General features: G+C 33.2%; 20 protein-coding genes. 13 read left to right on the top strand and 7 right to left on the bottom strand.

Translation table 11 applies throughout. From position 1 onward, the window contains the following. Positions 1–125 precede the first annotated feature (125 nt). Positions 126–314, top strand: a complete 189-nt coding sequence (locus tag AB1282_RS01190) for a hypothetical protein (protein ID WP_056472195.1) — start codon at positions 126–128, stop codon at positions 312–314. 51 nt (positions 315–365) lie between these two features. Here AB1282_RS01190 and AB1282_RS01185 read toward each other — a convergent pair whose 3' ends face one another. Then, positions 366–689: a hypothetical protein gene (locus tag AB1282_RS01185; protein ID WP_056472197.1), complete on the bottom strand. Its 324-nt coding sequence runs from the start codon at positions 687–689 to the stop codon at positions 366–368. A gap of 372 nt (positions 690–1,061) precedes the next feature. Here AB1282_RS01185 and AB1282_RS01180 point away from each other — a divergent pair, with 372 nt between their 5' ends. From AB1282_RS01180 to AB1282_RS01170, 3 genes are all read left to right on the top strand, one after another. Continuing rightward, positions 1,062–1,835, top strand: a complete 774-nt coding sequence (locus tag AB1282_RS01180) for an SDR family oxidoreductase (RefSeq protein WP_056472200.1) — start codon at positions 1,062–1,064, stop codon at positions 1,833–1,835. A 194-nt stretch (positions 1,836–2,029) separates the two neighbouring features. Further along, positions 2,030–3,163, top strand: coding sequence for an alanine dehydrogenase (gene ald, locus AB1282_RS01175; RefSeq protein WP_069034611.1), 1,134 nt, complete (start codon positions 2,030–2,032; stop codon positions 3,161–3,163). Between the two features lie 131 nt (positions 3,164–3,294). Further along, positions 3,295–3,579 (top strand): hypothetical protein, encoded by a 285-nt coding sequence (locus tag AB1282_RS01170; protein ID WP_172795416.1) that lies wholly within the window; start codon positions 3,295–3,297, stop codon positions 3,577–3,579. 51 nt (positions 3,580–3,630) lie between these two features. Here AB1282_RS01170 and AB1282_RS01165 read toward each other — a convergent pair whose 3' ends face one another. Further along, positions 3,631–4,164 (bottom strand): GNAT family N-acetyltransferase, encoded by a 534-nt coding sequence (locus AB1282_RS01165; protein ID WP_390309766.1) that lies wholly within the window; start codon positions 4,162–4,164, stop codon positions 3,631–3,633. A 1-nt stretch (position 4,165) separates the two neighbouring features. Beyond that, a complete protein-coding gene (locus AB1282_RS01160; protein WP_056472208.1) occupies positions 4,166–5,260 on the bottom strand; it encodes a M24 family metallopeptidase in 1,095 nt (364 codons plus the stop codon). 190 nt (positions 5,261–5,450) lie between these two features. Between AB1282_RS01160 and AB1282_RS01155 the strand changes: the two genes are divergently transcribed. After that, positions 5,451–6,137 carry a metal-dependent hydrolase gene (locus AB1282_RS01155; RefSeq protein WP_429898270.1) on the top strand — a complete coding sequence of 229 codons (687 nt, stop codon included), beginning with the start codon at positions 5,451–5,453 and terminating at the stop codon, positions 6,135–6,137. A gap of 130 nt (positions 6,138–6,267) precedes the next feature. Next, positions 6,268–7,584, top strand: coding sequence for a DRTGG domain-containing protein (locus AB1282_RS01150; protein ID WP_056472212.1), 1,317 nt, complete (start codon positions 6,268–6,270; stop codon positions 7,582–7,584). Between the two features lie 104 nt (positions 7,585–7,688). Here AB1282_RS01150 and AB1282_RS01145 read toward each other — a convergent pair whose 3' ends face one another. Both AB1282_RS01145 and AB1282_RS01140 read right to left on the bottom strand, forming a co-directional pair. Then, positions 7,689–8,702: a hypothetical protein gene (locus AB1282_RS01145; RefSeq protein WP_429898269.1), complete on the bottom strand. Its 1,014-nt coding sequence runs from the start codon at positions 8,700–8,702 to the stop codon at positions 7,689–7,691. 32 nt (positions 8,703–8,734) lie between these two features. Continuing rightward, a complete protein-coding gene (locus tag AB1282_RS01140) occupies positions 8,735–9,025 on the bottom strand; it encodes a YtpI family protein (RefSeq protein ID WP_056472217.1) in 291 nt (96 codons plus the stop codon). A gap of 93 nt (positions 9,026–9,118) precedes the next feature. Between AB1282_RS01140 and AB1282_RS01135 the strand changes: the two genes are divergently transcribed. After that, the gene (locus AB1282_RS01135) at positions 9,119–10,057 is read left to right on the top strand and encodes a DHH family phosphoesterase (protein WP_429901036.1); all 939 of its coding nucleotides are present in this window, start codon (positions 9,119–9,121) and stop codon (positions 10,055–10,057) included. Between the two features lie 49 nt (positions 10,058–10,106). Here the strand turns inward: AB1282_RS01135 and ytrI are convergent, their stop codons facing one another. Then, entirely contained in the window at positions 10,107–10,610 is a 504-nt protein-coding gene (gene ytrI, locus AB1282_RS01130) for a sporulation membrane protein YtrI (protein WP_056472220.1), read from the bottom strand. Beyond that, positions 10,610–10,906, bottom strand: coding sequence for a YtrH family sporulation protein (locus AB1282_RS01125; protein WP_091023738.1), 297 nt, complete (start codon positions 10,904–10,906; stop codon positions 10,610–10,612). Before AB1282_RS01125 ends, ytrI begins: the two co-directional genes overlap by 1 nt. 213 nt (positions 10,907–11,119) lie before the next feature. Between AB1282_RS01125 and dnaE the strand changes: the two genes are divergently transcribed. The 6 genes from dnaE to pyk all read left to right on the top strand — a co-directional run bounded on the left by dnaE (position 11,120) and on the right by pyk (position 20,995). Then, a complete protein-coding gene (gene dnaE / locus AB1282_RS01120) occupies positions 11,120–14,461 on the top strand; it encodes a DNA polymerase III subunit alpha (RefSeq protein WP_429898268.1) in 3,342 nt (1,113 codons plus the stop codon). Between the two features lie 137 nt (positions 14,462–14,598). Next, positions 14,599–15,831, top strand: a complete 1,233-nt coding sequence (locus tag AB1282_RS01115) for an NAD(P)-dependent malic enzyme (RefSeq protein WP_056472228.1) — start codon at positions 14,599–14,601, stop codon at positions 15,829–15,831. A gap of 369 nt (positions 15,832–16,200) precedes the next feature. Continuing rightward, positions 16,201–17,001, top strand: a complete 801-nt coding sequence (gene accD, locus AB1282_RS01110) for an acetyl-CoA carboxylase, carboxyltransferase subunit beta (RefSeq protein WP_056473088.1) — start codon at positions 16,201–16,203, stop codon at positions 16,999–17,001. Then, a complete protein-coding gene (accA, locus tag AB1282_RS01105) occupies positions 17,001–17,957 on the top strand; it encodes an acetyl-CoA carboxylase carboxyl transferase subunit alpha (protein WP_390309773.1) in 957 nt (318 codons plus the stop codon). The genes accD and accA overlap by 1 nt, the downstream gene beginning before the upstream one ends. Before the next feature lie 245 nt (positions 17,958–18,202). After that, positions 18,203–19,162: a 6-phosphofructokinase gene (gene pfkA / locus AB1282_RS01100; protein ID WP_056472229.1), complete on the top strand. Its 960-nt coding sequence runs from the start codon at positions 18,203–18,205 to the stop codon at positions 19,160–19,162. Positions 19,163–19,240: 78 nt separating this feature from the next. After that, complete coding sequence (gene pyk / locus AB1282_RS01095; protein ID WP_056472230.1) at positions 19,241–20,995, top strand: pyruvate kinase; 1,755 nt, start codon at positions 19,241–19,243, stop codon at positions 20,993–20,995. Positions 20,996–21,094 lie beyond the last annotated feature (99 nt).

Raw genomic sequence — 21,094 nt, 5'->3', positions numbered from 1 at the left:
AGAATGAGTGAAAACCGAAATACTTCGAACCTCCAATGGTCTATTTACTCTTAGTTCATCGAATTCCCGTATGGTTGTAAACGAGTATATGGTATGCTAAAAGAAAACCATTCAAGGAGGCAATTATGAAGCCTACATCAAGTTTTCAACTAGAACAATCTGTCGGGAAGTTACGAAAAGTGATAGACCAACTAAACAAGCAAATTAAAGAAGCATCTTCCGAAAAAGTTGCCAATGAAACCATCAGACTCAAAGAGGAACTAAAAACAATCGGAGACACGCTTTTACAAATTCAAAAGCGCGAAAATGAATAAACAAAATAATAGTGATACAGAAAAAAAGCTAACAAATTTATTGTTAGCTTTTTAACCATGTATTTTTGTATCATTCGATATTTGTTGGTTACTTCTAAACCAAATCCAAAGATCATTAATAACTGATGCTAAATCTGCAATTTCAGAATTTAATTTACAGCTCAAAGAAAAATCTGATTCATGATTTAATTGTTCTTGTTTATGATTAATCGAAAACTCTAAACGCTTAATTTGATCAGGTATTCCACCACGTATATATTCCCATTCCGTAAGAATCATTTGTTGTTGGTCGTGAGAGTAATCTTCCCAATCTAAATTTAGGCTGGGTAGAAAAATACCTAATCGTTCATCGTATGAAAAATAATCTTGTAACATTTTTACTCCACCTCTTGACTATATTATACATTGAAAAAAATATGTGAAACATATTGATTTTTAAATTTCTAGATTTGCGAGATAAAAATTGTTTGTAAAAAGCCTAAAATCTAAAAATAAAAATTATTAAAATAAAAGGAAAATAATTCATAATAATAGAAAACATAGTTATCTTTTAATAAAATAATCTTACTAAATTAAAGATATATGTATAAGATAATGACATAATTTTTAAAGGATAGGTCTTTTGGCTTAAATAACCTTTTAAAAAGGTTAATGAGAATAGAATTTACAAATACATACAATTGATTGATTTATCTAGATGATTTTCACAAATATATAAAATTATTTAGACTTGAAAGGAAGAGTTTTATGAGGCATGCTGTCATTACGGCAGGATCGAAGGGGTTAGGGAAGAAAGTAACTGAAGCATTTTTAAACGAAGGTTATTCAGTAACTGTTACGTACTTTTCTGATGAACAAGCTGTCAAAGAGCGAAAAGAAGAATGGAAGGATTATTTGGACCGAATTCTTTTTGTAAAAGGTGATATTTGCGATAAACAATTTATTAATGGGATTGTCTCAAAAACGATGGAGAAATTCGGTAGGGTTGATTGTCTGATCAATAATGCTGGTCCGTATTTATTTAACCGTAAAAAACTGGCCGACTACACTGATGAAGAGTGGGAATACTTGATGTATGGAAATTTGCACAGCGTGTTTTATCTTTTAAAGCAAATTATTCCAATTATGAGAAAGCAGAAATATGGCCGAATAATTAATTATGGATTTCAAGGTGCCAACTCAGCTTCGGGATGGATTTATCGTTCTGCATTCAGCGCAGCTAAAGTAGGGCTAGTTTCATTAACGAAAACAATAGCCTATGAGGAAGCTGAAAACGGTATAACTTCGAATATGATTTGTCCAGGAGATATCGTTGGTGATATGAAAGAAGCAAGTCAAACTGAGGCAAGTAAGGATGGAAAAGGTCTTGCACCAGTTGGAAGATCTGGCACTGGAGAAGATATAGCAAGAATGGTGCAATTTTTGTGTAAGGAAGAGTCTGATTTTATAACGGGTGATATATTTGAAATCACTGGTGGTTTAGATGTCATTAATAAATACAGACATATTCCATTATCATAAGAAATCATGGGACAATTCCATTTTTAAAGCATAATTTATAGTAAAAAAGATTCTGAATTTATTTTTATTAAACGAAATTAAGCGTTTTCATTTTCTGCACATATGTTTTGTGTTAATATAAAAATGTATTAATTTTTACTAAATAGAGCTCATCCTAAGAGGCACGAATTAAATATATTTCAGGGGGAAATAACATGCGTATTGGGGTACCAAAAGAAATAAAAAACAACGAAAATCGTGTAGCAATGACACCAGCTGGAGTAATGAACCTAGTTGGACATGGACATTCAGTTTATATTGAAACAAATGCAGGAATTGGTTCAGGATTTACAAATGAAGAATACGTAAATGCTGGCGCAACAATTGTTGAAACAGCTGAAGAGGCTTGGAATAATGAAATGGTTATGAAAGTTAAAGAACCAATTCCAAGCGAATATGGATATTTCCGTGAAGGATTAATTTTATTCACATACTTACATTTAGCTCCAGAGCCTGAATTAACTAAGGCTTTAATTGATAATAAAGTAGTAGGAATTGCTTACGAAACTGTACAAGTTGGCAATACATTACCGTTATTAACTCCAATGAGTGAAGTAGCAGGACGTATGTCAGCTCAAATCGGTGCTCAATTCCTTGAGAAAAATAAAGGCGGAAAAGGTATTTTATTAGGTGGAGTACCAGGAGTACGTCGTGGAAATGTTACAATCATTGGTGGTGGTGTAGCAGGAACAAATGCTGCTAAAGTAGCTGTTGGTCTTGGTGCTCATGTAACGATGATTGACTTAAATCCAGATCGTTTACGTCAATTAGATGATATTTTTGGTCATCAAATTACGACTTTAATGTCAAACCCTTACAATATTGCTGAAGCGGTTAAAGAATCTGATCTTGTAATCGGTGCAGTATTAATTCCAGGTGCAAAAGCACCAAAACTTGTAACAAAAGAAATGATCGAATCAATGGAACCAGGTTCAGTTGTAGTTGATATTGCAATTGACCAAGGTGGTATTTTCGAAACAACAGATCGTATTACAACTCATGATTTCCCAACATATGAGAAGCATGGAGTAGTACACTACGCTGTAGCAAACATGCCTGGTGCAGTACCTCGTACTTCTACAATGGCATTAACAAATGTTACAGTACCTTATGCAGTTCAAATTGCAAACAAAGGTTATCAAAAAGCTTGCTTAGATAACTCTGCATTATTCAAAGGTATTAATACACTTGATGGATATGTAACATACGAAGCAGTAGCGGAAGCTCACGGCTTAGAATACAAAGAAGCAACTACTTTATTACAAGGTACTTCTGTTTCTACAAACTAATAAAAAGAAAAATCCCTTTATCGATGATGGTAAAGGGATTTTATTTTATTCACAATTCCAATAACATTCATTTTATATTTATAGTAAAATGATATTATAATTTCCATTTTATGTAAAAAGGAGTGAGGATATTGGAATTTATTTTTATACTTATTTTTCTAATTGCAGGTGTTTTCGGGTTTAACTGGCTAATGGGTTATCGTAATCAAAATATTACATTAGATTTAGATGAGCGTTATTTAAATCTGAATGAATATGCGAAGGCTGTGAAGGCTGAGCTAGAAAGCCAAGGTAAAACAGTTGATTACAGAGGAAATAGACTTTTTATAATAAATGGCAAACAGTATCATCTAATTGAACGAAATGTATCAATGGGTGGTGTTCCGTTACAACATACAATCCTTCAAAAAGTATAATGAAAAACCCCTTTCTCCATCTTAATGAAGAAAGGGGTTTTTATTTGGTATTTAAACCTGACTCAAATTATATTCTTCTTTCAAAATGCTATATTGATACATATCACGATGAGCGCCTTTAAAAAACTCATGCTTGCGCAATATACCATCTAATTGAAAGCCTAATTTTGTAAGGAAATTTTGTGAAGCGATATTAAATTCGTATACTTCACCGTATATTTTTACGAGTTTTAATTCATTAAAAGCATAATTTAGTAGATAGTTTAATGCAAATGAACCTATTCCTTTCTTTTGCATTGATTGATCCCCAATTACGATTCCAAAAGCGGCATGATTATTCTCTTGATCAAGATTTCCTAATTCAATTCTTCCAACACAAATACCATTGTATTCGATTGTGAACAAACGGAGATTAGGTTTAAGTCCGTCAAAATATTTTTCATAGCCTTGTACCATTTCATCTAAAGAACGTGGCTTTTCTATTCCTACAAGCTTACCAATCTCATCATCACATTCCCATTTATGCATAATAGGGATATCTGATGGAAGTACTTGTCGGATATTTATTAATTGGCCTTGATTCATATTATAGGATGATTAATTCTTTAGGGAACTTTGTTAAAGTTATTGCACCAGTTTCTGTAATAACGATATCATCTTCAATACGAACTCCACCAACATTTGGCACATAGATTCCTGGTTCAATTGTATATGACATACCAGTTTTAATAATATCAGTATTTGAATCATTTACTGATGGGTAATCGTGGATGCCAATACCTAAACCGTGACCAATACGGTGAACGAAATATTCGCCATATCCAGCGTCTGTGATGATTTGACGAGCAGCGCGATCAACATTTCCTAATATCTCACCTGGTTTACTTACTTCGATTGCAGCAAGTTGACCTTTTAAAACGGTTTCATAAATTTCTCGTTGTTGTTCATTTGGTTGACCAAACATTACTGTACGAGTAATATCTGAGCAATATCCATCAACGATAAAACCTAAGTCCATAAGTACGAAATCACCTTTTTTAATTGGGTTTGTACCTGGATTTCCATGTGGTAACGCTGAGTTTGCACCAGTTAAAATTAACGTGCTAAATGATGTTTTAGAAATGCCTTTTTTCTTCATTTCGTATTCCATTTCAGCAATTAAATCCATTTCTGTTTTGCCTTCAGCAATACGATCAACAATAATTTGGCAAGCCATGTCAGCCGCTTCAGCAGCAACTTGCATACGACGAATTTCTTCACTATCTTTAATTAAACGTAAGTCATGTAATTTTTCTTCAGCTGCAAGGAATTGCACTCCAGGGAAAAGTTGTACTAATCTTTCATAGCGGCCAACAAGAAGATGCTCTTTTTCGATCGCCATACGATTTACTGTAATATTACGTTTTGCTAATGATTCTTGTATCATTGCCCAAGGATCTTGACTATCATTAAAGCCGATTACGTCATATTTCCAGCCAGCATTTTGTACATGTCCAACTTCCATTTGTGGACATACAAGAATAGGCTCTTCATTTGGAAATACAAGACAAGCTAAAAGACGCTCATGTGGATTACAATGGAAATTAGTTAAATAAAATACGTTCTCAGTAGATGTAATAAATCCTAGTTGAATATCTTGCTCTTTTAACCAAGTTGATAGATTTTGTATACGGTGTTCCATTTGTAACATCCTTTCTTAAAAAACAAATTACTGCAATAAACAAAAAAAGTCTTTACAGTTTATAACACTCTTATTTTATCATTTTTTATCGAATTTCGTAAAATAGTTAACTTATTTCTTATTTTTGAAATAGAAAATAATCTGTTAAAATGTGGTAGAGACTAATTTTATAATAAAGGAGCGACTTCATTTGAAAATTACATATTTAGGGCACAGTGTTATTTTAGTAGAACAAGGTCAAGATTCAATTATTATTGACCCATTTATTAACGGCAATCCACATACTAATGTAAAAGTAGAAAATATTAAAGTGAATTATATTTATGTAACACATGGTCATGGTGATCATTTAGGTGACACAGTTGAACTAGCAAAACGAAATGATGCAACTGTTATTGCTCCTGTGGAATTAGCAACTTGGATCTCGTGGCAAGGTGTCAAAGTTGTCCCTATGCATATCGGGGGAGAAAAAGAGTTTTCATTTGGTAAATTAAAATTAGTAGAAGCAATCCATGGTTCAAGTATTGTTGATGAAGAAAATAAACAAATAATTAATGTAGGACCACCATCAGGCGTTTTATTAAAAATAGCTGGTAAAACAATTTATCATGCTGGTGATACTGCATTATACAGAGGAATGAAAACTTTAGGTGAGTATGAGAATATCGATATAGCCTATTTACCAATTGGTAATCATTTTACAATGGGAATCGATGATGCAGTAATTGCTTCTGAATGGATTAATGCACAGCAAGTAATTCCGATGCATTATAATACATTTCCACCAATCCAAGTAGACCCAAATGAGTTCCTTGCAAAATTACCAAAGAAAAATGGTTTCATTCATGAGCCAAATACAACAATTTCACTATTGTAGTATAGGCAATCGAAAAAAATATTAGTACAGTTTTAGTAGCACGTTGAAACGTGCTTTTTTTCATGGTATGAATTGTTATATAATAGTTAATAAAAATATTAATACAACCATTGAAAGCTTGGTGAGGTAATTGACTACAAAGCACGATCAAATACTAGAACATATTGAACAACTACCGGTCGGTCATAAAATATCAGTAAGACAAATTGCAAAAGATTTAAGTGTAAGTGAAGGTACTGCATATAGAGCAATTAAAGATGCGGAAAACAAAGGTTTCGTTAGTACCATTGAGCGTGTAGGTACGATTCGAATTGAAACGAAAAGAAAAGAAAATATTGAAAAATTAACTTTTGCCGAAGTTGTTAATATTGTTGATGGACAAGTTTTAGGTGGTAAAGAAGGATTACATAAAACACTTAATAAGTTTGTTATTGGTGCAATGCAGCTTGATGCGATGATGAGATATATTAGTGCAAATAATTTATTAATCGTCGGAAACCGAGTGAAGGCGCATGAATTAGCATTAAAAGAAGGATCAGCGGTTTTAGTAACAGGTGGATTTGATACAGAAGAAAGTGTAAAACGTCTTGCGGATGAAATGAAAATGCCGATTATTTCTTCTAGTTATGATACGTTCACTGTTGCGACGTTAATTAATAGAGCAATTTATGATCAGTTAATTAAGAAAGATATAGTACTAGTTGAGGATATACTCATTCCAACTGAAAAAACAGCTACACTATCTCCATTTGATGTAGTTGAAAAGTGGTATGAACATAATAGAGACACAGGTCATGGAAGATATCCAGTAATTGATGATCGAGGTAAGCTAATTGGAATTGTAACTTCAAAGGATATCATACATGAACAACGTACTCAAAGAATTGACAAAGTTATGACTAGACAACCAATAAGTGTAAATGAAAAGATGTCGGTTGCGGCAGCTGCTAGAATGATGGTTTGGGAAGGCATAGAGTTGCTACCAGTTGTAAATACATCGAATAACTTAATCGGTATTATAAGTCGTCAAGATGTACTTGAAGCACTACAGCAATTGCAACGTCAGCCTCAAGTGGGAGAAACAATTGATGATATAGTTACGAGTCAATTCCATAATAATAAAGATCAAAAAAATGATGACTTTACAATTAGATGTAATGTAACTCCGCAAATGACGAATGTAATTGGTACTCTTTCACATGGCGTATTTACGACTATTGTAACCGAGGCAGGTAAACGAGCAGTTCGTGACATGAAAAAAGGGGACTTAATCGTAGAAAATATTACAATTTACTTCGTACAGCCAGTTCAAATTGATGATGTAATTGAAATTAAACCAAAAGTTTTAGAATTAGGTCGTAAGTTTGGAAAAGTTGATGTTGAAGTATTTCAGCAAGGAATATTAGTAGGTAAAGCATTAATGATGATGCAGTTATTAGATCGATAAGTTTGGAAGCCTTTTTAGGGCTTCCATTATTTTTTAGTCACATAAAAAAAAAGCAGGAAACCATTCCCTGCCTTTGAAGTTTATGAAAAAATCATCCCGTATTTTTAATTCGAAAGTAGTTTATTAACTCGATTAACAAATTCATTATTTTCGTTTCTAGTATCATAATCTTTTGCTAAGTCATATACTATTTTCTCTAATTTCTCTAAATCATAAATAAATTCATCTTCATTTATTTTCAATTTTTTCGCCATAAATAATGCTGCTAGCCAAAATTCGAATTTATGTGATAGATTCGAAAGATTGTCACATATATCAACATGTTTATAAAACAATTCAATTGCTCTGTCAGGATCACAAAAAGTTAAAAAGATCATTTGCTCACTTAGTTCAGGAATGTATTTTGTGCGATTATATGTTACAAAATAAGCTTTTTGTTGAATGATTAATGCTTCGTCTATTTTGCCATCTTCAAATAAAGGAAGAAGTAATTTGGAATAGGATTTGTGAATCGCTTCATCACAATCAACTGAGCTATTCATTATTTTATTTTGTAAATTTAAAGCTTCTTGAAGATGATCAGTTTTTAATAGATAAATCATTTCACCATACATTTCGCATTTTTCACAATTACTTAGATCATCCCTTGGAGATTTTTTAAATAGTTGATAGTTTTGTTTTGCGTAATCAATTTGATTTAAATATAAATTCATTATAAATAGAGCTTGAAAATAAGGTCTTAAAGAATAGTTAGCAATCACTAAACGATTCTTAAAATCCTCGAAATAATGGTGAATTTCTTCTAAAGTGAATCTGAGGGACTGAGGTATTATTTCCAACAACCATTTGTACAGCCATAGGATTTGCTCTTGCTCGATACGTTCTTCGTTTTGATCATATAAATCTACACACCACAAGAAGGTATCAATAAATAAGTCTATTTCACCAATAGAAAAAGCAGTTTCTGCTAATTCCATATTTACATAATATAGATATCCCCATTCCTCTTGATTCTCTAATTCTTCTGCAAAAGTAAGTAGTTTTTGAAGTTTATTACTAGAATGTGATAATTCTACTAGTTCATCAAATTTTGATGAAAATAGTTCTTCTGTCATCATGTAAGTTTCTCACTTTCTAGATTACTATAAGATTAAACAGTTTGTTTATTTTCAATTGCTTTATAATGCTTATTCTGTAAGTATCCACGATATAGATTTGCCACACCAAATAGAATGAAAAGAATACCGACACAAATTGTTATTAATTCAAGCTTTGCTACCATTTGATTTATACCGTAAAGCAATAAGAATAATCCAAAAGTTAATCTTGCACGTGATCCTGCAATTTTTTTTGTTAATAGTTCGCTTGTAAAGAAAAATTTGGTAACGTAAAATAAGAAGAATAGAAAAGATATAATTACGATTGTTGCAATGCTATTCACTTAGCTTCCACCTTTCAATGACTAATACATAATTCTATTTTACAGTCATAGATACTATATTTCAAAAGTTTTCATATAAAGGAGAGTTTAATGTTGAAAGAACAAATTTTAAAAGATATACATTCATTTGATACGATCATAATACATCGTCATGTTCGACCAGATCCAGATGCAATCGGTTCTCAGTGCGGTTTAGCAGAGATGATTAAAGCAAGTTATCCTGCAAAAAAAGTATATGTTGTAGGACATTTGCCACAATCTCTAGAGTATTTATATAAAATGGATGAAATTGAAGATGAAGTATATAAGGATGCACTTGTCATTGTTTGTGACACTGCGAATACAGAACGAGTAGATGACGCTAGATATTCAACTGGAAAGAAACTGATTAAAATTGACCATCATCCGAACGTTGATCCATACGGTGACATTATGCATGTTGATACTACTGCAAGTTCAACAAGTGAGTTAATTTTTGAACTTGCAGAAAGTAGCAATGAACAATTAGTCGTAACTGACAAAGCTGCAAGACTAATTTATGCAGGTATTATTGGAGATACAGGAAGATTCCTATTTCCAAGTACAACAGAAAGAACTTTTCATGCAGCTAGTAATTTGATAAAAAAGGATTTTTCTATTAATGAAATATATGACAATATGTACGAAACATCAATTGAGATGGCACATTTAAATGGATATGTTCTTCAAAATTTTAAACTAACAGAAGAGGGAGTCGGTCATATAAACATGACAAAGGCTCTAATGGATGAATACAATGTAAACTCTGAGCAAGCTTCATTAGCTGTAAGTTCACTTGGGCATATAAAAGGGGTAAAAGCTTGGGTTATCTTTTTAGAAGAAGAGGATTTAATTCGAGTTCGTCTTCGTTCTAAAGGATCAGTTATAAACGGAGTAGCTGCTATGTTTAACGGTGGTGGGCATCCGCTTGCATCTGGAGCGAAAATCTTCTCATGGGAAGATGCAGAAAAAGTAGTGGAAGAATTAAAAAAGGTTTGTAGGGAAGAAAAATAAAGCTTAAAAAATAAATTTGAGAGGCTAATTGTAAGTTCTAGCCTCTCATTTATTTTGTGCTTTTTATTTTTAGGGTAATTTCTAATACGGTATCAAAATAGATTGTATCTATTTCTAGTTTAAATCGCCGATCATCTTTAATATAAACTTTGTTTTCGATTGCACGTCTTAATAACTCTCGGTTTTGGGAAACACTTTTTATGTCTTGAGTAAGTAAATTACTTAGGTCATCCTTTACATCATTAACAAGTTGAAGATTAGTAAATTCATTTAAATTGTATTGTTTGTAATTTAATATTGTCACTTTGATTTCTTGAACTGTTAATTTTCGTTTGTTTTCTTTGTTCATTCGCTCCATATTTTCAAAAAATATATTTTTATCTCTTAAATAATCTTTATTGAGCATTTTTAATTCAGATATTTGTTTTACTTGCTCTTCTTCTGTCACTCCATAAAAATAAATAAAAACAAGCCAACTAATGATAAATCCAAAAAAAATGCCTACAAAAAATTTAGCCCAACCGTGGGAAAGTTGTTCTGGTGGAGCTTTCATTAAACATGTTCTCCTGTAAACCATTGAATAATGATTGTACCTGTATGTGTTCCTCCCATGGCGGCTATAATCATGAAAATTTGCTTAATGAATTCGATTGTTTCTCCTTCAAATAATCCTTTTTCAAAACTATAAAATGTATCAAATGTTCCGCCAATCGCCCCAACAATTGCCCAAATTCTTAATTTCATTGATAAATCATACATGCTGCTTAGTGGTGGTTGCCCAATTACGTAGTAACCGATTGAACCGATGATTGATCCGCCTATTATGATTCCTAGTGAAATAAAATACATTGAAATTAATGCTGGTATAAATGGCAACTTAAGCTCCAATTGTCCTCACTCCCTCAATTAATATATATGGACAAAGTGTTATGTGTATGATGAGTATTAAAGTAAGCCTGCAAATAAATGATTTGTTTTATTTTCTCCGAACAAAAATAGAATGTAAGTTCGTATTTTGTGATAGAATAGATTATATTGAAAAGATGGTAAGGAGGAATGTAGATGAGTTTTGTTCATTTGCAAGTTCAAAGTTCTTATAGTTTATTGCAAAGCGCATGTAAAATAGATGAATTAATTAATGCTGCTGTTAGAGAAGGACATCCTGCGCTTGCTATTGCAGATGAAAATGTCATGTACGGGGTAATTCCTTTTTATCATGCGTGTAAAAAAGCAGGGATTAAGCCAATTATTGGGGTGAAACTCTCAATTTTAATGGATGAACAGCAGTCTTATCCGATGATTTTACTAGCAAAAGATTTGACTGGTTATCAAAACCTTTTAAAACTTACGAGTATTATAGGGACTAAATCACCAGAAGGTATTCCTAAAAAGTGGTTATCGGCATATAGCAGCGGCGTGATTGCAATTACGCCGGGAATCGAAGGAGAAATTGAAAACTTACTTTTAAATGGAGAAATCGAAAGAGCTATTGTTCATTTAAAAGAGTATCAATCGATTTTCGATCACTTTTTTGTCAGTATTCAAGATCACAGTTTACATGAAGATCGTTCGCTATATCCATTAATTAAACAAGTACAAAAAGAAACAAACATCGGTCTAGTTGTAACAAATGACATTCGATATATTGAAAAAGAGGATGCACTTATTCAAGATGCATTATTTTCAGTTAAAAATGGTACTAAGTTATCGGACGAATCAAGACCAAGATTACATTCGAATGAATATTATTATAAATCAAAGGCCGAGTTAGTAAAGCTGTTTTCTGATGAAGAAGAAGCATTTCAAAACACGATACATATTTCAGATCTATGTAATGTAACGATTCCATTTCATCAGCCGTTATTGCCTAAGTATCCAGTACCAGATGAGTATTCAACGTTGGAATATTTAAAAATGGTTTGCGAAAATGGGATAGTTGAGCGGTACGGAGAAATAAATGATGAACTTAAACAAAGATTAGAATTTGAGTTAAATACAATCAATAAGATGGGATTTAACGATTATTTCCTTATAGTTTGGGACTTCATTAAATATGCACATGAACAAGGAATATTTGTTGGCCCAGGACGTGGGTCCGCTGCGGGATCTTTAGTGGCTTATGTATTAAAAATTACGAATGTAGACCCATTACATTATAATTTACTATTTGAACGATTTTTAAATGAAGAAAGAATTACAATGCCAGATATTGATATCGACTTTCCAGATCATCGAAGAGATGAAATGATAGATTATGTAGCTTCAAAATATGGTGATGTGCATGTTGCACAAATTATTACATTTGGAACATTAGGAGCAAAAGCGGCCATTCGAGATATTGCCAGGGTAATGGGGCTTACTCCAACAGAAATAGATCGGTATTCGAAGCTAATTCCATCATCATCACTAGGATTAAAAGATGTCTATGAGCAATCAAAAGCATTTAAAAGTCATGTTGAACATTCTGGTATTCATAAAAGGATATTTGAGGTAGCTTGCCAAGTTGAAGGATTACCTCGTCATACAAGCATCCATGCAGCAGGTGTTATTATTTCTGAACTTCCGTTAACAAATGTTGTCCCGTTACAAGAGGGGAATCATGGAGTGTTTTTAACACAATATCCCGCAGAAATACTTGAAGAGCTTGGATTAGTAAAGATGGACTTCCTTGGCCTACGTAACTTAAGTTTATTGGAAGAAGTCTGTCGATTAATTTATGAAGCAAAAGGCGAAGTAATTAATTTGGAAGAAATTCCATTACAAGATCTAAAAACATTTGAAATTCTTAGTAAAGGAGATACTTCGGGTGTATTTCAGCTAGAATCTTCAGGGATGAGAAGAGTGTTACAGCAATTACAGCCTAATCAGTTTGAAGATATAGTGGCTGTAAACGCGTTATATCGTCCGGGTCCGATGGAGCAAATCCCTAGATTTATTCAATATAAGCATGGGTTGGAGCAGGTAACTTATCCTCATCCTGTTTTAGAAAAAATATTAAAACCAACCTATGGTGTAATTATCTACCAAGAGCAAATCATGCAAATTGCTTCAACTCTTTCAGGGTTTACTTTAAGTGAAGCAGATTTACTTCGAAGAGCTGTAAGTAAAAAGAAGAAGGAAGTTTTAGACAAAGAAAGAATTCATTTTGTAGAAGGTGCAATAGCTAAAGGTTATGATGAGCAAGTTGCAAATGAAGTATACGATTTAATTGTCCAATTTGCTAACTATGGATTTAATAGGAGTCATGCTGTTGCGTATAGTATGATTGCGTATCAACTAGCATATTTAAAGGCAAATTTTCCTCTTGAATTTTATGCAGCACTTTTATCGAGTTTTATAGGAAGTGAAGAGAAAGTATCGAATTATATTGGTGAAGCAAAACTGAAAGGAATCCCAATCTATCCACCTTCAATAAATAAAAGTCAATATGCATTTGTAGTTGAAGGAAATGGAATTCGATATAGTTTATTAGCTATTAAAAATATAGGAATAGCAACTGTAAGAGAAATTCTACAAAAGCGACCATATAAAGACTTTTTTGAAGTATGTATTAAAATTTCACCAAAAGCATTAAACCGTAAAAGTATAGAAAACTTAATTTTTTCAGGGTGTTTTGATGAGTTTGAGCTCGACCGAGCAACACTATTAGCAAATATTGATATGATTTTTGATTATGTGGATATAGTAAGACCTGAAAATGAAGATCAATATGATTTATTTCTTGATGAAGATTTTGTGCCTAAACCAGAAATTATTAAAGTGGAGCCAATGAAAGTTTCAATTAAGCTTGAACTCGAAAAACAGGCTTTAGGTACTTACTTATCAGGTCATCCAATTAGTCAATACGAGAAGTTGGTTAATGAAAGTGATGCTGAGAATATTTCATCAAGTATGATGAAGAAAGATACAGAGCATCTACTGTTTGTCTATATTAAGGATTTAAGAGTTACAAAAACAAAAAAACAACAGCATATGGCTTTTTTACAAGTTGAAGATTTAAGTACTTCGATTGATGCTGTCGTATTTCCAACTACTTTTGAAAAATACCGTCATAAATTAAAAGAAAAAGAAGTAGTCGTAGTTAAAGCAAAAGTTGATGAACGGGATGAAAGAAAACAATTAATTATAAATGAAGTTCTTACAATCGAAGAAATGGAAGAACTAAACGATCAAAAGAAGTATACTTTATTTATTAAAATTACGGGACATACTAATAAAAATATTTCATATACAATACAGCAAACAATCTCTAAGTTTAAAGGGCATACGAAAGTTGTGCTTTACTATGAGGAAGATAAAAAAGCTGTTCAATTATCTGAACACTATTATGTAAATCCATCTGTGAATTGTCTTTCGATGTTAAGGAATATTGTAGGGGATGCAAATGTTGTATTAAAGAAATAGACATTCTTCTCTAAACTATTTATTATTAACATACATGTGATATCATACAAAAAGAAAATTGTACCTTTTAAAGAGAAAATCACAAAGAAATATACAGTTGAAAAGTCAACTCGTCAACATTAGGGAGAGTGAATAGTTTGTCATTATTAAGTGAAGAAGCATTACATATGCATAGAGTACATCAAGGTAAATTAGAAACAGTTTCTAAGGTGCCAGTTACAAATGCTAAAGAACTAAGTTTAGCGTACTCACCAGGTGTTGCCGAGCCGTGTAAAGAAATTTACGAAGAAAAAAGCAGAGTTTATGAATACACAATGAAAGGTAATATGGTTGGTGTAGTTTCTGATGGTTCTGCCGTTCTTGGACTAGGTAATATAGGACCAGAGGCTGCATTACCTGTAATGGAAGGTAAAGCTGCGCTGTTTAAAAGCTTTGCTGGTGTTGATGCATTTCCTATCTGCTTAAATACGCAAGATGTAGAGCAAATCATTCAAACAGTAAAATTGTTAGAACCTACATTTGGTGGAATAAATTTAGAGGATATTGCAGCTCCAAACTGCTTTATAATAGAAGAGCGCTTAAAGCGTGAAACGAATATTCCAATATTCCATGATGATCAACATGGAACGGCTATCGTTACACTTGCAGGTTTAGTTAATGCTTTAAAAATAGTGAATAAAAATATGGCTGATATTAAAGTAGTCCTAAATGGTGCAGGGGCTGCAGGTATTGCTATATTAAAATTATTATATCGTTTTGGTGTTCGTCAAATTATTATGTGCGATACAAAAGGCGCGATTTACGAAGGTCGTCCAAATGGTATGAATAGCGTGAAAAATGAAGTTGCAAAATACACGAATAAAGATAAAATACAAGGTAGCCTTAAAGAAGTACTTGAAGGGGCAGACGTATTTATTGGGGTTTCTGTAAAAGGAGCAGTTACACAAGAAATGGTTCGTTCAATGAACGAAAATCCTATTATTTTTGCAATGGCTAATCCTGATCCAGAAATTATGCCTGAAGATGCAAAAGAAGCTGGAGCTTTAGTAATTGGTACTGGTCGAAGTGATTATCCTAACCAAGTAAATAACGTTCTTGCATTCCCAGGAATTTTCCGTGGAGCATTAGATGTTCGGGCTACACATATTAATGAAGAGATGAAAATTGCTGCAGTAAATGCAATTGCAAGCTTAGTAAGTGAAGCGGATTTATCGCCAGATTTTATTATTCCAGCACCATTTGATCCTCGAGTAGCTCCAAAAGTAGCTGCTAGTGTGGCAAAAGCTGCAATGGAAACAGGGGTTGCTAGACTGAATGTTGACCCGAAAGAAATCGAAGAAAAAACAAAAAAACTAGCTTTAATTAAATAGTTTTATTACCAGATATCAATATTAATGGGGATAGTATTACAATACTAAAATTAAGTAATGTAGTACTATCCTTTTTTATCTGATATAATACTTAGATGTGGTAAAAAGCGCAGAGATTGTTGGAAATTAAAGGAATTTCATAAAAAATGTATAAATTAATTTTTTAAGATTTTCTACAAATTTCATGTTGTTTAAATCGTTGAAATGACGAAATTTAGCTGAATTTTATCGACAAATGTTAACAAAAAGTGTATAACATTTATAGTATCCTATTAGTATTTAGTACTAAAAAAGTTAGGAGGAATTAGGTTGCAAATAAAAGACTTATTTTCCAAAAAGAAAAAATATGCATCTATACCTTCAGAAGTAATGAGACAAGATTTACCTGACGGTGTTATGACAAAATGTCCTAAATGTAAAAAAATTAGTATTACAAAAGAATTAATAAAAAACCTAAAAGTTTGTAATAGTTGTGGATATCACCATCAAATGACAGCATTCGAAAGAATCGAAAGTTTAATTGATGAAAATACTTTTGAAGAGTTTGATCAAAATATGATCTCTGCAAATCCTTTACACTTCCCTGATTACATAGAGAAGCTTGAAGGTGATCGTAAAAAAACAGAGCTTAACGAGGCTATTGTAACAGGAAAAGGAAAAATCGACGGAATTCCTGTTGTAATTGCAGTTATGGATGCAAGATTCCGAATGGGAAGCATGGGATCTGTTGTCGGAGAGAAAATAACTCGTGCAGTTGAGCGAGCTTCATCTGACGGTTCACCATTTATTATTTTTACTGCATCTGGCGGAGCTCGTATGCAGGAAGGTATTTTAAGTTTAATGCAAATGGCAAAAACTAGCGCTGCGCTTAAAAAGCATAGTGAACTAGGTTATTTAGCCATTTCAATTATGACAAATCCAACTACAGGTGGAGTATCTGCTAGTTTTGCGTCTTTAGGCGATTTTAACTTTGCTGAGCCTGGTGCTTTAATCGGTTTTGCAGGTAGACGTATTATCGAGCAAACGATCCGTGAAGAATTACCTGAAGACTTCCAAACTGCTGAATTCCTAATGAATCATGGTCAGCTTGATGCAGTCATTTCACGATTAGAATTACGTTCAAAATTATTTACAATCCTTAACTTACATCAAGGGGGTGTCTTGCAATAGTGGTTATGTTAGAATTCGAAAAACCGATTCATGAACTAAAGACGAAAATAGACGAACTAAAGGTTTATACAAGTCAACATGATGTTGATTTTTCTGAAGAAATCAGACGTTTAGAGGAACGTTTAAAAACCTTAGAAAATGAAATATACGGTAACATGGGAGTTTGGGATCGTGTACAAGTTGCTAGACATCCAGAACGACCAACTACTTTAGATTATGTTAATAGATTATTTACAGATTTCTTTGAATGTCATGGTGATCGATTATTCGGAGACGATGCTGCAATCGTATCAGGTATCGCATCTTATCGTGGATTGCCGGTTACTGTCGTTGGACATCAACGTGGTAAAGATACAAAAGAAAATATTAGACGTAATTTCGGTATGCCACATCCTGAAGGGTACCGAAAAGCACTTCGTTTAATGAAGCAAGCAGAGAAATTTAACAGACCGGTTATTGCGTTTATCGATACAAAAGGTGCATATCCTGGTAAGGCAGCTGAAGAGCGTGGGCAAAGTGAAGCAATTGCCCGTAATATTTTTGAAATGGCAGGCTTAAAAGTACCTACTATTTGTATTGTAATTGGCGAAGGTGGTAGTGGTGGAGCGTTAGCATTAGGAATTGGTAATAAGTTACTAATGTTAGAAAACTCAACTTACTCTGTTATTTCACCAGAAGGTGCAGCAGCATTATTATGGAAAGATTCCTCACAAGCACGTAGAGCAGCTGAAACAATGAAAATAACAGCTCCTGACCTTTTAGAATTAGGTGTAGTTGACCAAATTATACCTGAAGTAAAAGGTGGAGCACAAAATGATGTTGAACAACAGGCTAAATATATCGATAAGTACTTATACGAAACATTAAAGTCACTGTTATCTATGGATAGTGATGAGCTAGTTCAACAGCGATATGAAAAACACGCAAAGTTAGGAAAAATTTCTTTTAACCAATAATATTTAGTTTAACTTCTAGAGTGTGTGAAACAATATGTTAGCATGCTCTTTTTGTATTTTTTTTTAAAAATTAGTGAAAAATAGCAATATGCATAAAGATGTCGTCATACTTTTTAAAAGTGCTTCATTCATTAAAAAAAGTTTATGAAAAAGTTCACATAATTTCTATTGTTTAAATAGGCATTACATGGTACTTTATAAAAATGAATAAATGCATAAGGTAAAATCATTGAGGTGAATACATAATGAAAAGAATTGGCGTATTAACTAGTGGAGGAGATTCTCCAGGAATGAACGCAGCTGTACGTGCAGTTGTAAGAAAAGCGATTTTCCATGGCCTAGAAGTTTATGGTGTATACCAAGGTTATTCTGGTCTTATCAATGGAAATATTGAGAAGCTAGAGTTAGGTTCTGTTGGTGATATTATTCATCGTGGTGGAACAAAACTACTTAGTGCACGTTGTCCGGAATTTAAAACATTAGAAGGACAAATGAAAGGGATCGAACAACTTAAAAAGTTTGGAATTGAAGGATTAGTTGTTATTGGTGGAGATGGATCATATCAGGGGGCAAAGAAGCTGACTGAACATGGTTATCCTTGCGTTGGTGTTCCAGGTACAATTGATAATGATATTCCAGGTACAGATTTTACAATTGGATTCGATACAGCATTAAATACTGTTATTGATGCGATTGATAAAATTCGTGATACAGCGACATCACATGAGCGTACATATGTAATTGAAGTTATGGGTCGTAATGCAGGTGATATTGCATTATGGGCAGGGTTAGCTGATGGAGCAGAAACGATTTTAATACCTGAATGTGACTATGATATGGATGATATTATTAGTAAATTAAACCGTGGTAGTGAGCGTGGTAAAAAACATAGTATCATTGTTGTTGCAGAAGGCGTCGGAAGTGCAATTGAGATTGGTAAAGTAATTCAAGATCGAACTCATTTTGACACGCGTGTAACAGTTTTAGGACATGTTCAACGTGGTGGTTCACCAAGTGCTGCTGATCGAGTTTTAGCAAGTCGTCTAGGAGCGAGAGCGGTTGAACTTCTTATGGAGGGCAAAGGCGGACGTTGTGTTGGAATCCAAAATAATAAGTTAGTTGATCATGATATTATCGAAGCACTATCTCAAAAGCATGAACTTGATCGAGATATGTATCAATTATCTCAAGAACTTTCAATTTAATTAGGTAGATTTAATTGAGCAATCGATTTCATAAATTTCGAATAGTTTAGAGTTTTATATAAATTTGGAGGGTAAAAAATGCGTAAAACAAAAATAGTTTGTACGATTGGTCCTGCTAGTGAATCGGTAGAAAAATTAGTAGAGTTAATTAATGCAGGAATGAACGTAGCACGATTAAACTTCTCACATGGTTCTCATGAAGAGCATGCTGCAAGAATTACAAGTATCCGCGAGGCTTCAAAAAAAACTGGTAGAACTGTAGCGATTCTTTTAGATACAAAAGGTCCTGAAATTCGTACTTTAGATTTTGAAGGCGGCCAAGCAGAATTAACAACTGGAAATGAAGTGATTATTACTACTGAACCAGTAGTAGGTACAGCAGAGAAATTTGCAGTATCTTACGAAGGATTAATTGACGACGTACATGTTGGTTCTAAAATTCTTATCGATGATGGATTAATCGGATTAGAAGTAATCGGTATTGAAGGAAAAGATATTCGTACGAAAGTGTTAAACAGCGGTTTAGTAAAAAATAAAAAAGGTGTAAACGTACCAAATGTACGTGTAAATTTACCTGGTATTACAGAAAAAGATATAAGTGATATCGAATTTGGTATTGAGCAAAATGTTGATTTTATTGCTGCGTCTTTCGTTCGTAAAGCTTCTGACGTATTAGAAATTCGTGAACTTTTAGGTAAACATGGCGCTGAATATATTCAAATTATACCGAAAATCGAAAATCAAGAAGGAATCGATAATATCGATGAAATTCTTGAGGTTTCAGATGGTTTAATGGTTGCACGTGGTGATATGGGCGTAGAAATTCCACCAGAAGAAGTACCAATTGTTCAAAAACTATTAATTAAAAAATGTAATAATTTAGGTAAGCCTGTAATTACAGCTACTCAAATGTTAGATTCAATGCAACGTAATCCTCGTCCTACACGAGCAGAGGCAAGTGACGTTGCAAATGCCATTCTTGATGGAACTGATGCAATTATGTTATCAGGTGAAACTGCTGCAGGTACATACCCAGTCGAGTCTGTTTCAATGATGAACTCAATTGCGCTTCGCATTGAAAAAAGCTTACAATACGAAGAATTATTTAAAAAGCGTCAAAGAGAAAATAAAGGTACAATTACAGATGCAATTGGTCAATCGGTTGCAGCAACAGCTTTAAACTTAAAAGTAGCTGCAATTATTGCTCCTACTGAGAGTGGACATACTGCGAAAATGATTTCGAAATATCGTCCAAAAGCTCCAATTTTAGCTATTACATCTGATATTCGTATTTGTCGTCGTCTAACTTTAGTTTGGGGAGTTCAAACTGAATATAGAGAAAGAGCAAACTCAACTGATGAAATGTTACAACATGCTATGGAAGCGGCTCAAGACGCTAAATTTGTTTCAAATGGTGATACTGTCATCATTACTGCTGGATTACCAGTTGGCGAAACAGGTATGACAAATATGATGAAAATTCATGTAGTAGGTGACGTGATCGCTCAAGGTCAAGGTATTGGTCGCAAAACTGCTGCAGGAAAAGTTGTCATCGCAAAAACAGGTGAAGAAGCTGTTTCGAAAGTTACTCCAGGAAGTATTTTAGTAACAAATAGTACAGATAGAGACATGATGCCAGCAATTGAAAGAGCAGCAGCTATTATTACTGAAGAAGGTGGATTAACTAGCCATGCTGCAGTAGTAGGTGTTAGCTTAGGGATTCCAGTAATTGTTGGAGTTGAAAATGCAACAAACATTTTAGTAAACGGTCAAGCTGTTACAGTAGATGCTTCAAGAGGAATTGTTAGTACGGGACATAAAAGCATATTTTAAGATATAATAAAGAGAAGGACAAAGTTTCCTTCTCTTTATTTTTTGACATGAATAAGATGAATAAAAGATATTTTTAATTCTAAGCAAGAGGTGAAGCTA

The organism is Gottfriedia sp. S16(2024) (assembly GCF_050473765.1).
Taxonomy (GTDB): domain Bacteria; phylum Bacillota; class Bacilli; order Bacillales; family Bacillaceae_G; genus Gottfriedia.
This window is presented reverse-complemented; position numbering and strand designations above follow the sequence as displayed.

What these genes read in the sequence shown, in the direction of transcription:
- AB1282_RS01190 (WP_056472195.1), top strand. Translation starts at nt 126, where the DNA reads ATGAAGCCTACATCAAGTTTTCAACTAGAACAATCTGTCGGGAAGTTA.
- AB1282_RS01185 (WP_056472197.1), bottom strand. Translation starts at nt 689, where the DNA reads ATGTTACAAGATTATTTTTCATACGATGAACGATTAGGTATTTTTCTA.
- AB1282_RS01180 (WP_056472200.1), top strand. Translation starts at nt 1,062, where the DNA reads ATGAGGCATGCTGTCATTACGGCAGGATCGAAGGGGTTAGGGAAGAAA.
- ald (WP_069034611.1), top strand. Translation starts at nt 2,030, where the DNA reads ATGCGTATTGGGGTACCAAAAGAAATAAAAAACAACGAAAATCGTGTA.
- AB1282_RS01165 (WP_390309766.1), bottom strand. Translation starts at nt 4,164, where the DNA reads ATGAATCAAGGCCAATTAATAAATATCCGACAAGTACTTCCATCAGAT.
- AB1282_RS01160 (WP_056472208.1), bottom strand. Translation starts at nt 5,260, where the DNA reads ATGGAACACCGTATACAAAATCTATCAACTTGGTTAAAAGAGCAAGAT.
- AB1282_RS01145 (WP_429898269.1), bottom strand. Translation starts at nt 8,702, where the DNA reads ATGATGACAGAAGAACTATTTTCATCAAAATTTGATGAACTAGTAGAA.
- ytrI (WP_056472220.1), bottom strand. Translation starts at nt 10,610, where the DNA reads ATGAAAGCTCCACCAGAACAACTTTCCCACGGTTGGGCTAAATTTTTT.
- AB1282_RS01125 (WP_091023738.1), bottom strand. Translation starts at nt 10,906, where the DNA reads ATGTATTTTATTTCACTAGGAATCATAATAGGCGGATCAATCATCGGT.
- dnaE (WP_429898268.1), top strand. Translation starts at nt 11,120, where the DNA reads ATGAGTTTTGTTCATTTGCAAGTTCAAAGTTCTTATAGTTTATTGCAA.
- accD (WP_056473088.1), top strand. Translation starts at nt 16,201, where the DNA reads ATGAGACAAGATTTACCTGACGGTGTTATGACAAAATGTCCTAAATGT.
- pfkA (WP_056472229.1), top strand. Translation starts at nt 18,203, where the DNA reads ATGAAAAGAATTGGCGTATTAACTAGTGGAGGAGATTCTCCAGGAATG.
- pyk (WP_056472230.1), top strand. Translation starts at nt 19,241, where the DNA reads ATGCGTAAAACAAAAATAGTTTGTACGATTGGTCCTGCTAGTGAATCG.